The organism is Streptomyces sp. NPDC002669, from assembly GCF_042889165.1.
GTDB lineage: Bacteria > Actinomycetota > Actinomycetes > Streptomycetales > Streptomycetaceae > Streptomyces.
In genome coordinates this window covers 138,937-151,294 of record NZ_JBIAQQ010000022.1, presented here as the reverse complement: position 1 = coordinate 151,294, position 12,358 = coordinate 138,937, and the positions used below count along the sequence as shown (strand labels likewise).

Here is a 12,358-nt window from a genome sequence, read left to right as displayed (position 1 = left end):
CATGTCCGTGACGTCAGGGAGCGGAGCGGTTTTCGCGGCCGTGGACCTCGGTGCGACCAGCGGCCGGGTGATCACCGGCCGGGTGGGGCCCGGAGAGCTCGTGTCGGCCGAGGCGCACCGCTTCCCCAATACTCCGGTCCGCCTGCCGGACGGGCTGCGGTGGGATGTGCTCGCCCTGTACCAGGGGATGCTGGACGGGTTGCGGGCCGTCGCCCGCACGGGTCCGGTCGCCTCGGTCGGCATCGACACCTGGGCGGTCGACTACGGCCTCCTCGACGCCGACGGGGCGCTGCTGGGGCTGCCGTTCCACTATCGCGACGGCCGTAACGCCGAGGCCGCCCGCCAGGTGCTGGCCGAGTGCGACGGGCGGGAGCTGTACGCCGTCAGCGGGTTGCAGGAACTGCCGTTCAACACGGTGTTCCAGTTGGCCGCTCACCGTACGAGTGCCCAGTGGGCGGCGGCGCGGACGGTGTTGCTGATCCCCGATCTGCTGACGCACTGGCTGACGGGATCGGTGGGCGCGGAGATCACCAACGCGTCGACGACCGGACTGTTCGATGCCTCCGCCGGGGCCTGGTCCGATGCGCTGATCGGCAGGCTGGGGCTGGACCGTTCGTGGTTCCCGCCGCTGCGCGAGCCCGGTGATCCTGCGGGGACGCTGCTGCCGCATGTCGCCGAGTACACCGGTCTGCCCGCCGGGACGCCGGTGACGGCGGTCGCCTCGCACGACACCGCGTCGGCGGTCGCCGCGGTGCCCGCGACGGAGCCGGGGTTCGCTTACCTCTCCTGCGGTACCTGGTCGTTGGCGGGACTCGAACTGACGGCCCCGGTCCTGACGGAGGAGTCCCGGGCGGCGAACTTCACCAATGAGCGCGGGGTGGACGGCACCATCCGCTACCTCCGCAACATCATGGGGCTGTGGCTGCTGGAGGAGTGCCGTCGGACGTGGGACCGGCAGGGCGTCTCCCCCGGGCTGGACCGGCTGCTCGCGGAGGCGGTCCGGGCCCGGCCGTTCGCCGCGGTGATCGATCCGGACGACGAGGCGTTCCTCGCGCCGGGCGACATGCCGGCGCGCATCGACGCCCACCTCGCGCGGACCGGGCAGGCGCCGCCGGACGGTCCCGGCGGGTACGTGCGCTGTGTGCTGGAGAGCCTGGCGCTGGCCCATCGCAGGACGCTGCGTCTGGCCGCCGCCCTCGCGGGGCGGGAGCCGGTCCGGATCCATCTCGTCGGCGGCGGTTCGCGCAACGCGCTGCTGTGCCAGTGGACCGCGGACGCCACCGGACTCCCCGTCACGGCCGGCCCCGCCGAGGCGACCGCACTCGGCAACATCCTGCTGCAGGCGCGTGCCCACGGGCTGGTGGGGGGCCTCGACGACATGAGACGGCTCGTGGCACGGACCCAGGAATTGCGCCACTACACCCCACGGGGCGATCAACGGGCATGGGACCGGGCGGCCGCACGGCTGGAGCCGGTCCGAGCGCCCGGTGCCCCGCCCTCGACAGCGGTCCGGGCGCCCGTGGGGGCGGACCGGACCCGGTACGGAAGACGGAGGAAGGAAACCCATGGCTGATGTCCCGCCCGCTGTGCCGGGCTCCGCACTCACCCGCGTCGCACGCCGTCGTACCCGTGTGGGTCTGGTCTCCGGCGGACTCGGCGCGTACTGGCCGCAGTTCCCCGGTCTCCTCGAACAGTTGCGGAAGTCCGCGCGCTTCGTGACCGAGCGGTTCGAGGAGATGGACTGCGAGGTCGTCGACGCCGGCTTCGTCTCCGATCCGCAGGAGGCCGCCGGGGCGGCGGGGAAGCTGCGCGCGGCCGACTGCGACATCGTCGTGACGTTCCTGACGACGTACCTCACGGCCTCGATGGTCCTGCCCATCGCCCAGCGCGCCCATGCTCCGGTGCTGGTCATCGACCTCCAGCCGACCGAGGCGATGGACCACGCGAACACGGACACGGGGGCATGGCTGGCCTACTGCGGTCAGTGCCCGCTGCCGGAGATCGCCAATGTCTTCCGGCGCGGGGGAATCCCCTTCCGGTCCGTATCGGGCCATCTGCGCGACGAGAACGCCTGGAGCAGGATCCGCCGCTGGATCCGTGCCGCCCGGGTGCGCGGGGTGCTGCGCCACGGGCGGCACGGTCTGATGGGCCACCTCTACCCAGGCATGCTCGACGTGTCCACCGACATGACGCTGGTCTCCACCTGGTTCGGCGGACACGTCGAGGTTCTCGAGTTCGACGACCTGCGGGTCCGGGTCGCCGCCGTGACGGATGCGGCCGCCGCCGAACGTGTCGCGCTGGCCCGTACCGTCTTCACGCTCGACGGTTCCGTCGACGAGGGCGATCTCGCGTGGGCGGCCCGGGTCTCGGTCGGGCTGGACCGGCTGGTGGAGGATTTCGGCCTGGACAGCCTCGCCTACTACCACCGCGGTCTGGAGGGCGAGATCCACGAGCGGCTCGGTGCCGGGATGATCCTGGGCGCTTCGCTGCTGACCGCGCGCGGGGTCCCGATGGCCGGGGAGTACGAGCTGCGCACCAGCCTGGCCATGCTGGTCGCCGACACTCTGGGGGCGGGTGGTTCCTTCACCGAGTTCCAGGCCCTCAATTTCCGGGACCGGGTCGTCGAGATGGGCCATGACGGTCCCGCCCATCTCGCGATCAGTTCCGGGGACCCGTTGCTGCGCGGGCTCGGTGTCTACCACGGCAAGCGCGGCTGGGGCGTCAGCGTGGAGTTCGACGTCGAGCACGGTCCGGTCACCACGTTCGGCATCGGCCAGGAGGCCGATGGCACCTTCACCTTCATCGCGTCCGAGGGCGAGGTCGTGCCGGGGCCGCTGCTGGAGATCGGCAACACCACGTCCCGGGTGGACTTCGGCTTCGATCCCGGCGAGTGGACGGATGCCTGGTCCGCGACGGGAGTCGGCCATCACTGGACGCTGTGCACCGGTCACCGTGCCAAGGACCTCAGGGCGGCGGCCGGGCTCCTCGGCGTGCCCTTCCGTGTGGTGGACGGCCCGGGGGAACTCTGAATCCGTACGTGCTCCGGGCGGGCCCGCCGTGTCGCGACGGCCCCGCCCCGGGTGCGGGCGGGCCCGTACCGGCTCAGTGCTCCGTCGGGGAACCTGCGGCCGAGCTCGCCCGTCTGCCGGGGGCCAGGCCGAGCTCCCGGTCGCCCAGCGGGGCGAAGAAGAGCGCCACGTCGGCGTCGGTGACGTCGGCGAGGGTCGCCGGGCTCCATCGCGGGGAACGGTCCTTGTCGATGATCTGGGCCCGCACGCCCTCCACCAGGTCGGGCCTGGTGAAGGCGGTGCACGAGGTGCGGTATTCCTGGTCCAGCACCGCTTCCAGGCTGTCGAGCCCGCGGGCCCTGCGCAGCGCGGCGAGGGTCACCTTGAGTGCGGTCGGCGACTTGGCCAGGATCGTCCCGGCGGCCCGTTCGGCGGCGGGGACGCCGCTGGCGCGGAGCCGGTCGACGATCTCCTCGACCGTGTCGGCCCGGTAGCAGGAATCGATCCACTCTCGGTGTTCGGTCAGCTCGCCGGCCGGTGCGGGCGAGGCGTACCGCAGCACCGTCTTCTCGATCTCCGTGGCCGTGCCGCAGCCTGCGAGGTCCGTGACCAGTGCGGTGAGGTGGTGCGACGGAACGAAGTGGTCGGCGAGCCCGCACAGCAGCGCGTCGCCCGGACCGGCCGCCTCCGCGGTGAGGGCCAGGTGGGTACCCAGTTCACCGGGCGCCGCGGCAAGGAGGTGCGTCCCGCCCACGTCGGGGACGAATCCGATTCCGGTCTCGGGCATGGCGACGCGTGAGCGTTCGGTGACGACACGGACGTCCCCGTGGGCCGAGACGCCGACGCCGCCGCCCATCACGATGCCGTCCATGATCGCGACGTACGGCTTGGGGAAGCGGGCGATGCGGGCGTTGAGCCGGTACTCGTCGCGCCAGAAGCCCGTCGACGCGTCGTTCCCGGCGCGGGCGTCCTCGTAGATGGACCGGATGTCGCCGCCCGCGCAGAGGCCGCGTTCGCCCGCTCCGGCGATCAGGACGGCGGTGACGGAGTCGTCGTGTTCGGCCTCGGCGAGCGCTTCGTCGATGCGGGCCACCATGACGTGGTTCAGCGCGTTGAGGGCACGTGGACGGTTGAGCGTGATGTGCCGGACGCGTCCCTCGGTGTGCAGCAGAACGGGATCCTCGTGGTTCATGAATGCGCTCCGGTCAGCCCCTGTGCCGTATCGACCGCAGATCGCGGACGATCTTCCGCTGCCATTCTGCGGGGGCGGGCTCCGGCCCGGAACGGCAGGGGTGCCGCAGGCGCCGGGCGTGGTGCCCGGGCCGGATTCCGCCGGGCATCCGCTGTGGCAGCCTGCCCGAACCGGTTCGACAATTGAGACACCCGGCACGGGCCGCGCCGCCCGGCAGCCCAGCCCGGCGACCTCGGAGCAGGAATGACCGATCACGACCAGCAACCGAGCAGATCCGTTCCGCCCCGCCTGCTGATCGACCGGACGCACAACGGCGAGACCGCAACGGCTCAGCGGCTTGCCATGAACCGGACGGGCAGCTTCGAGTGGAACGTGGAGGCCGATACGCTCGACATCGACGAGGCCGGGCTGCTGGTATTCGGTCTGGACCCCCAGACCTTCGACTCGCGGCCCGAGACCGTGATGGAGCGGCTCGAACAGTCGGACCGGACCCGCCTCGAAGTGGCGATCGACGAGGCGATCAAGAGCGGGCGCAGTTCGTACAGCGTGCACTTCCGGGTGCCGCTGGACAACGGCAAGGACCAGTGGACCCATATCCAGGCCCGAATACTGCGCACCGAGGACGGTCAGGTGGACCGAATCATCGGGGTGGTTCAGGACGCCACCGCCGAGGTCACCCATTCGGCCTTCGTGCTGGATCTGGAAAAGCGTCGGCAACGCCAGACCAGCATAGTTGAACGCACAACGAGTGCCTTGTCGCGGGCGGTGACCGTCGACGACGTGACCGCGTCGCTCACCGGGCCGGGCGGGCTCGCCCGGCTCGGCGCGGACGGGCTCTCGCTCGGGCTGGTCGAGAACACCTCGATGAACGTCATCGCGCTGAGCGGCGATTCGGTGGAGGCGATCGACGAGATCCGGTCCGCGGGCCTGGACCGTGATTTTCCCCTGGCCGACGCGATCCTGAGCGGTCGGCCCAGGTTCCTGACCTCGGTTTCCGCGCTCATCCACCGCTATCCGGTGCTGGCGCCCCATGCCGACCGGATGGAATTTCGTGCCGCCGCCTATCTGCCGCTCGTGGCCCAGGCGCGCTCCCTCGGCACTCTGGCTCTCTTCTATCGCGAAAGAACGACCTTCAACGCGGACGAGCGCAATCTGTGCCTGGGGCTGGCCGCCATCGTCGCCCAGTCCCTGCAGCGCGCGAAGCTCTTCGACGAGGAACGCGAGTTCGCCACCGGCCTCCAGTCCGCGATGCTGCCGAGGCGGATCCAGGAGATCGAGGGCGGCGAGATCGCCGTGCGCTACCACTCTGCCTGGAGCGGCCGGCAGGTCGGCGGCGACTGGTACGACGTGATCGCGCTGCCCAAGAACCGGTTCGGGATCGTGGTCGGTGACGTGCAGGGCCACGACACGCACGCCGCAGCCATCATGGGACAGCTGCGCATCGCCCTGCGCGCGTACGCCGCCGAGGGGCACTCGCCGTCGACGGTGCTGGCGCGGGCCTCGCGCTTCCTCTCCGAGCTGGACACGGACCGCTTCGCGACCTGCACGTACGCCCAGGTCGATCTGGCGTCGGGAACCGTGCGGGTGGTCCGCGCCGGGCATTTCGGCCCGTTGATCCGGCACACGGACGGCCGGGTCGGCAGCCCCCAGGTGCGGGGCGGTATGCCGCTGGGCATCTCGACCGACTTCGAGGACGAGGAGTTCCCCGAGACCCGGCTCGACCTGGTGCCGGGCGAGACCCTCGTCCTGTACACCGACGGTCTGGTGGAGGAGCCGGGAGCCGACATCGACTCGGGCGTCCGTACGCTGATCAACGAGGTGAGCGCGGGCCCGGCGGGCGCCCAGGCACTGGCCGACCATCTGTCGGAGCGGCTCTGGGAACGCTGGGGTTCGGGGGACGACGTGGCTCTCCTGGTGCTCCGGCGCAGCCCGGATCCCGGATCGCCGCGGGCCCCGCGGCTGCACCAGTACATTCACCAGGCCGACCCGGAGGGGCTCTCCGACGCCCGCACCATCGTGCGCCAGGCCCTGGCCGACTGGGACATGGCCGAGCTCGCCGACGACGCGGAGCTGGTCACCGGCGAGTTGCTGGTGAACGTCCTGCTGCACACGGAGGGCGGGGCGGTGCTCACGCTGGAGGTGCTTCCGGAGCCCGTCCGCCGGGTCCGGCTGTCCGTGCAGGACCGCTCCAGTGCCTGGCCGAGGCGGCGCAGCCCCGGCGAGACCGCGACGTCGGGACGGGGACTGATGCTCCTGGACGCCGTCGCCACCCGCTGGGGAATCGAGCCCCGCGGGGAGGGCAAGGCGGTCTGGTGCGAGATCGGTACCCCGGTGCCGCCCGGGTCCACCACTCGGCCCGCGACGGAACCGGTGTGACGAAGCGCTCGCCCCGCCCCGGTCCGGGCGAGCCGGAGCACGGGGCTGCGATTCCGTCGGAGACGCCGGTGCGTTCAGAGACGCTGGGGTGTTCAGAGGTGTCGGTGCATGATGTGCAGTCCGACCAGCCCGCGCTCCGGGTGGTTGAACCCCTCCGGCAGGGTTCCCAGGATCTCGAAGCCCAGCGACTGGTAGAGCCGGACGGCGTGGGTGTTCGTCTCCACAACCGCGTTGAACTGCATGGCCCGGAACCCCGTCTCGCGGGCCCACTCCAGGCTGTACTCGCACAGGGCCCGGCCCACCCCCTGCCCCGAGTGCTTGGGGTCGACCATGTAGCTGGCGCTGCCGATGTGCGAGCCGTTGCCCATGTGGTTGTTGTTCATCTTGGCCGTGCCGAGGATCGTCCCCTCGTCGTCGACCGCGACAACCGTGCGGTTGGGGGACTTGAGGAGCCACCAGGTTTCGGCCTCCTCCTCGCCGAGGTCGAGAGGGTAGGTGAAGGTCTCGCCCGCGGCGACGATTTCGTGGAAGAACGGCCAGATGGCGGGCCAGTCCTCGGGGGCGGCTTCTCTGATCAGCATGGCAGCCAGGATGCCCGCACGGATCTTCGTCCGCGACCTGTTTTCCCACCCGTCGCGAGCCGCCCGTCTGCGTGAGCAACGGTTTCATCCCCTTTCGCTCCATCACGCACCGTGCGGCGCACGGCCCGGCCGGGGGCGCCGACCGCGGCCGCTTCCGGACGCACGCCTGCGCAGACGGAGCCGGGCGAGCAGGCCGGACGCGGGCCCCGCCACGCCTGCCGCAGCCACCCCCGGAGTGGGCGTTGTCGCGCACCCGGACGCCGGAACCGACCCGGGCACCGAGCCATGCGCCGGAAACCGACCGGACACCACGGCCGGTTCGGGCGCCGGAGCCGGGCCCCGCACCGCGACCGGCCCAAGGGCCGGAGCCCGACCCGGCGTCGCGTGCATGTCCGATGCCGGGAGCGGGCCGGGGACCACGGTCGGGTCGGGCAGCGTGGCCGGGCCCGAGGCCGGTGTTCGGTCCGGGGCCGGGAGCGGGCCAGGGGCGCGAAAAGGGTCCGGCATCGGTGCCGGGTCGGGCACGACCGCTGCAGGCCATGCCCCGGCTGCGGGCTCAGGGCTCCGTTCGGGGCCCTGATCGGTCTCCGCGCCGAAGTCGAGGCCGGCTTCAAAATCCGCGTCGGCTTCGGGCCGGTGCTCCTGCCCAGGGGCGGGGAAGGGGCGGGGGCGAGGACTCCATCCGGCGTCCGGGCGCGGAGCCGGGCGGACCTCCCGGGCGTTGTCCAGCTCCATGATCAGGCCGACCCGCCGCCACAACATCTCGTCCGGTTCGTCGGCCCGCATCAGCTGCGCCACCGTTTCCCGGGCGGACGGCGACGGCGATGTCGGCGCGAAGGCCGGTTCCGGCCGGATCCTGGCGAGGTAGGCGCGTTCGTAGGGGTCGTCGACCACCTCCGCCAACTGCACCGGATCCAACGCCTCGGCGACCACCGCCGCCCGTGCCCAGGGGTCTTCCGTGAAGTGCAACAGCCGCTCGATCCGGCGCGAACGCCAGTTCCGCGCACGATGGTCGGCGCCTTCCGCCAACCGGTCTCGCACCCAGGCCGGGCTCCTGCCCGTCAGGAGTTCGGGTTGTCCGGCGGCGAACCCGGCGAGCTCCTCCGCGAGGTAGAGCCAGACGACCGCCCGGTACCGGTTGACATAGAGCGCGATCGGAGTCAGGCATCCTGCGCGGGCGAGCCGGGTGAAGCGGTCGGGGCTGACGCCCAGTAACCGGGCCCCTTCCGCGGTCCCCACCGTGCGCACCTTTTCCCGCAGCGCTTCCGGGAACCCTTCCTGGGACCGGAGCCGTTGGACCTCCGCATGGCCGACCCTGGGCCTTCCACCGCCCTGTCGCGCCATCAGCCGGATCAGTCCCAGATGCACCGCGATGGCGAACTCACCACGCTTCAGCAGGAGTTCCCGCGCGGCTGTGCCCATGGCCATCGTGTCCGCGGTGCCGGCATCGGTGCCGGTGTCCGTACCCATGTCCCGCGCGCCGCCGGTCCCCGTGCGCACGCCTTCGGTAAAAGTCATGACACTCTCCCCCGCAAAGATCGATCACTCTCTGTGACCACCGTAACGCGGAAGAGGAATCGCCCGCCCAGCCTGTGGATAACCTCGCGGCCGGGTCAGTTCCCGTTGCCCTCCTCGCTCCCGGTCTGCCTCGCGGCAACACCGAGATGCTCCCCGACCCTGTTCACGAGCAGTGTCATCTCGTACGCGACCTGGCCGACGTCGGCCTCCGCCTCGCTCAGCACGCACAGACAACTGCCGTCCCCGGCCGCCGTCACGAACAGCATCGCCTCGTCGAACTCGACCATCGTCTGCCGGGGCTTCCCGGCCCGGAAGTGGCGCCCCGATCCGCGGGCGAGGCTCTGGAGCCCCGACGCCACCGCGGCAAGGTGCTCCGCGTCCTCGCGCGCCAGGTCCGTGCTCGCGCCCGTCACCAGTCCGTCGTTCGACAGCACCAGCGCATGCCGTATGTACTCGACCCGGCTCGTGAGGTCGTCAAGGAGCCAGTCGAGTCCCCTGTCAAGCGCCATTCCCTCGCTCCTCCCCGCTCATGCGTTCCCCGTGCCCCGTGCGCGTAAGCCTTGCGCACCGGTCACGCGGGGGCAAGCACTCCTTCGCCATGTAACTAGGTCCGGGCCCCCTTGGGGGAGTTCGTCCCACAGGGGCCGGAAGCAGTTCCGCCCGGGTGTGCCGAAGGGGCGGAACGGGGGGCCGAATCGTACGACGAAGCACCCGAAACACCTGGTCGCAGCGATCACGGCCGTCCGGCCGACTCATCCGTGCGGTGGGCCGGATCCCTCGCTCCGGCAAGGAGTTGCTCCGTGCACAGTGGCCGGATCCCACCGGTCACATGCCGGCGCGGTCCGTGGGCGCCCGATAACGGCATCGGCCGGGACGCGACACGCCTGTCGCCGCACCGCGCCGCCGCTCCTCCCTCGCCCGCTGCCCGGCGCCGCACTCCCGCCCCGGTGGAAGGTCAGCCGTACGAGAGGTTCGCGCACGGATCGTCGTCGGCCGACCGCGCCTCGCCGGCGACAGCGGGCGGGACGCCTGAGGATGCCGGTTTCTCCGGTGCGGCCGAGGGATTGGCCGCGTAGGAACTGCCGAGGATCACCTGGATCCCGGGGACGTCGGAGGCCGTTGCCCTGGCTTCGGCGAAGAGTCGCGCCGTGGTCTCCGCCTCGTCCCGCAGTCCCGGTCCGTACTCGACGACGGTCGTGGCGTGGTCCTGCCTGCTCGCCGTGGCCGTGGTGGTGACGGTGAAGTCCCGGGAACGCAGCAGTTCGGCGGCGCGGGCCGCCAGTCCGGTGACCGTGGTGCCGTTGTAGACGGCGACGTCGATGCCCTTGCCGGAAACCGGGGCCGCGGGCGGGGTCGGTTCCTTGTCCTTCTTTTCGTCCTTGCCCGGCCCCTTGCCGCTGGCGTCCTTGCCGTCGACCGTCCGGTCGGCCTTCAGCGCGGCCCACAGCTCGTCGGCGTCCGGTTCGACGATCGCGACGCGCGCACCCTCGTAGCGCCAGGGAACCGTGACGAACTTGGTGTTGTGCAGGTCGACGTTCTTCATCGACATGGCGAATGCCAGGAGCCGGTCGGCCGAACCGAGCCCGGGATCCACGGTCATCGCGTCGGTCGCCGACTTGGCCAGGGGCAGCAGGGTCGTGGGGTTCAGCCCCTGGGACTTGATCTTCTTGACGAGGGAGGCGACGAACGCCTGCTGGCGCTTGATGCGCCCTATGTCCGAGCCGTCGCCGATGCCGTGCCGGAGCCGGACGTAGTCGAGTGCCCGCTGCCCGGAGACGGACTGCGGGCCCTTCGTGAAGATCAGGTCGCCCCGGGTGGGCCGCTTCGGGCTCAGGTCGCGCTGGTAGATGTCCTTGGGCAGGCACACCGGCACTCCGCCGACGGCGGAGGTCAGCGCGGAGAATCCCGCGAAGTCGATGACGACGGTGTGGTCGACGCGCAGGCCGGTGAGCTGCTCGACCGTGTTCTGCGTGCAGGCGGGATTCCCCTCGGGCGTCTCCCCCACCGAGAACGCCCCGTTGAACATCACGGCGTGCTGCGGCGCCGTCCACTCGCCGCCCGGCTTCTTGCAGGCAGGGATGTCCACGAGGGCGTCACGCGGGATGGACACGGCGACCGCGTGCTTGCGGTCGCCGTACACATGAAGCAGGAAGGCGGTGTCGGAGCGCCCCACCGTCCCCGTGCCGCCACCCAGTTTGACGTTGTCGCCCGAGCGCGAGTCCGATCCGATGACCAGGACGTTCTGTCCGTTCGACGAGTCGGGCGGCCGGTTGTCGGAGATCCCGTCCGCGCTGAAGGTGGCGATGCTGCCGCCGAGCTTGAGGTAGCCCCACCCGACACCGGCGACGAGCAGCACGAGGAACGACAGCCCGAACATGGCCGTCCGCCGCAGGCGACTGCCCCTTCCCCTGCGCGTCCCCGCTGTGCGACTTCCCGTCATCGGCCACCCCATCCGTCCGGCTTCCACGGGGTAGGACGTGCTCCGCCGCCCCATGGTTGTACAGTTGCGCAATGTAGCAAGCATTGATGTCCGGGCGGATCCTCGAATCCGCCCGCAGTCACCCTGAAGCACTGTCCGCGGACGACGGGCGGAAACGCCGGCCGAAGCACCGAAAGGAAGGGCGACACGCACATGTTGCGCAACGGCCTCGAACCCTGGCACCTGCTGATCGTGGCGATTGTGATGATCGCGCTGTTCGGCTCGAAGAAGCTGCCGGATGCGGCCCGGGCCCTGGGCAAATCCATGCGGATCCTGAAGAGTGAGGCGAAGGCCATGAAGGAGACCGATGCGCAGGAGCCCCGTACCGACTCACGTGTCCAGGGCACCGGTTGACCAACGTACGTCACCTCGCCCCGCCGTTCACTTCAGGGCTTGCGCAATTGAGGGAACCATCGCCGCCGTGCTGTCGTTCCCTCCGGTGACGGCCGAAGGAAGCGCTGTTCACCACATCACCGAATCGCTGGACCAATTGATCGTTGGAGGATGTTCATGGGTGTGACCCTGGCCAAGGGCGGCAACGTCTCCTTGTCGAAGGAGGCACCCGGCCTGACCGCAGTGACGGTCGGCCTGGGCTGGGACGTGCGGACGACGACGGGTGCCGACCACGACCTGGACGCGAGCGCGCTGCTGTGCTCGAGCACGGGCAAGGTCCTCTCCGACCTGCACTTCGTCTTCTACAACAACCTCACCAGCCCGGACGGTTCGGTCCAGCACACCGGTGACAACCTGACCGGTGAGGGCGAGGGCGACGACGAGTCCATCAATGTGGAGCTGTCGACGGTCCCGGCGGATGTGGCCAAAATCGTCTTCCCGGTCTCGATCCATGACGCGCAGAGCCGTGGGCAGAGCTTCGGCCAGGTCCGCAACGCGTTCATCCGTGTGGTGAACCGGGCGAACGGCATCGAGCTGGCCCGTTACGACCTCAGCGAGGACGCCTCGACCGAGACCGCCATGGTCTTCGGCGAGCTGTACCGGCACGGTGCGGAGTGGAAGTTCCGGGCGGTCGGTCAGGGATACGCCTCGGGCCTGGCCGGTATTGCGTCCGACTACGGCGTCAACGTCTGATCCGAAGACGGTACGGACGACGGGCGCGGGCCCTCCCGCCCGGTACCGGGAAACCGGGAGGGCCGGCCCACCGTCATCGGCCGCGCGGGGCGACTCGGTACGTCCTCGCGCAGGAACA

Annotated in this window: 10 protein-coding genes; 5 read left to right on the top strand and 5 right to left on the bottom strand. The window is 70.8% G+C overall.

Features of this window, described 5'->3' with window-relative positions:
* The first annotated feature begins 1 nt into the window (after window position 1).
* A complete protein-coding gene (locus ACFYW1_RS28345) occupies window positions 2-1,573 on the top strand; it encodes a rhamnulokinase family protein (RefSeq protein ID WP_388999100.1) in 1,572 nt (523 codons plus the stop codon).
* Window positions 1,566-3,029 carry an arabinose isomerase gene (locus ACFYW1_RS28340; RefSeq protein WP_388999097.1) on the top strand — a complete coding sequence of 488 codons (1,464 nt, stop codon included), beginning with the start codon at window positions 1,566-1,568 and terminating at the stop codon, window positions 3,027-3,029. Before ACFYW1_RS28345 ends, ACFYW1_RS28340 begins: the two co-directional genes overlap by 8 nt.
* A 73-nt stretch (window positions 3,030-3,102) precedes the next feature.
* Here ACFYW1_RS28340 and ACFYW1_RS28335 read toward each other — a convergent pair whose 3' ends face one another.
* On the bottom strand, window positions 3,103-4,200 hold the full coding sequence (locus tag ACFYW1_RS28335; RefSeq protein ID WP_388999094.1) for an enoyl-CoA hydratase/isomerase family protein: 1,098 nt from the start codon (window positions 4,198-4,200) through the stop codon (window positions 3,103-3,105).
* A 243-nt stretch (window positions 4,201-4,443) separates the two neighbouring features.
* On the opposite strand from ACFYW1_RS28335, the gene ACFYW1_RS28330 reads away from it, so the two are divergent.
* Entirely contained in the window at window positions 4,444-6,576 is a 2,133-nt protein-coding gene (locus ACFYW1_RS28330) for a SpoIIE family protein phosphatase (protein WP_388999091.1), read from the top strand.
* Between the two features lie 92 nt (window positions 6,577-6,668).
* Here ACFYW1_RS28330 and ACFYW1_RS28325 read toward each other — a convergent pair whose 3' ends face one another.
* From ACFYW1_RS28325 to ACFYW1_RS28310, 4 genes are all read right to left on the bottom strand, one after another.
* Window positions 6,669-7,157 (bottom strand): GNAT family N-acetyltransferase, encoded by a 489-nt coding sequence (locus tag ACFYW1_RS28325; protein WP_388999088.1) that lies wholly within the window; start codon window positions 7,155-7,157, stop codon window positions 6,669-6,671.
* A 102-nt stretch (window positions 7,158-7,259) separates the two neighbouring features.
* The gene (locus ACFYW1_RS28320) at window positions 7,260-8,675 is read right to left on the bottom strand and encodes a DUF6397 family protein (protein WP_388999086.1); all 1,416 of its coding nucleotides are present in this window, start codon (window positions 8,673-8,675) and stop codon (window positions 7,260-7,262) included.
* 95 nt (window positions 8,676-8,770) lie between these two features.
* On the bottom strand, window positions 8,771-9,184 hold the full coding sequence (locus tag ACFYW1_RS28315; RefSeq protein ID WP_388999083.1) for a roadblock/LC7 domain-containing protein: 414 nt from the start codon (window positions 9,182-9,184) through the stop codon (window positions 8,771-8,773).
* Window positions 9,185-9,630: 446 nt separating this feature from the next.
* Window positions 9,631-11,052, bottom strand: coding sequence for an LCP family protein (locus tag ACFYW1_RS28310; RefSeq protein ID WP_388999080.1), 1,422 nt, complete (start codon window positions 11,050-11,052; stop codon window positions 9,631-9,633).
* 255 nt (window positions 11,053-11,307) lie between these two features.
* On the opposite strand from ACFYW1_RS28310, the gene tatA reads away from it, so the two are divergent.
* Together tatA and ACFYW1_RS28300 are read left to right on the top strand one after the other, a co-directional pair.
* On the top strand, window positions 11,308-11,508 hold the full coding sequence (tatA, locus tag ACFYW1_RS28305) for a Sec-independent protein translocase subunit TatA (RefSeq protein WP_388999076.1): 201 nt from the start codon (window positions 11,308-11,310) through the stop codon (window positions 11,506-11,508).
* Between the two features lie 156 nt (window positions 11,509-11,664).
* Complete coding sequence (locus tag ACFYW1_RS28300; RefSeq protein WP_148832935.1) at window positions 11,665-12,240, top strand: TerD family protein; 576 nt, start codon at window positions 11,665-11,667, stop codon at window positions 12,238-12,240.
* Window positions 12,241-12,358: the final 118 nt, after the last annotated feature.

What these genes read in the sequence shown, in the direction of transcription:
- ACFYW1_RS28345 (WP_388999100.1), top strand. Translation starts at nt 2, where the DNA reads ATGTCCGTGACGTCAGGGAGCGGAGCGGTTTTCGCGGCCGTGGACCTC.
- ACFYW1_RS28340 (WP_388999097.1), top strand. Translation starts at nt 1,566, where the DNA reads ATGGCTGATGTCCCGCCCGCTGTGCCGGGCTCCGCACTCACCCGCGTC.
- ACFYW1_RS28335 (WP_388999094.1), bottom strand. Translation starts at nt 4,200, where the DNA reads ATGAACCACGAGGATCCCGTTCTGCTGCACACCGAGGGACGCGTCCGG.
- ACFYW1_RS28330 (WP_388999091.1), top strand. Translation starts at nt 4,444, where the DNA reads ATGACCGATCACGACCAGCAACCGAGCAGATCCGTTCCGCCCCGCCTG.
- ACFYW1_RS28325 (WP_388999088.1), bottom strand. Translation starts at nt 7,157, where the DNA reads ATGCTGATCAGAGAAGCCGCCCCCGAGGACTGGCCCGCCATCTGGCCG.
- ACFYW1_RS28320 (WP_388999086.1), bottom strand. Translation starts at nt 8,675, where the DNA reads ATGACTTTTACCGAAGGCGTGCGCACGGGGACCGGCGGCGCGCGGGAC.
- ACFYW1_RS28315 (WP_388999083.1), bottom strand. Translation starts at nt 9,184, where the DNA reads ATGGCGCTTGACAGGGGACTCGACTGGCTCCTTGACGACCTCACGAGC.
- ACFYW1_RS28310 (WP_388999080.1), bottom strand. Translation starts at nt 11,052, where the DNA reads ATGTTCGGGCTGTCGTTCCTCGTGCTGCTCGTCGCCGGTGTCGGGTGG.
- tatA (WP_388999076.1), top strand. Translation starts at nt 11,308, where the DNA reads ATGTTGCGCAACGGCCTCGAACCCTGGCACCTGCTGATCGTGGCGATT.
- ACFYW1_RS28300 (WP_148832935.1), top strand. Translation starts at nt 11,665, where the DNA reads ATGGGTGTGACCCTGGCCAAGGGCGGCAACGTCTCCTTGTCGAAGGAG.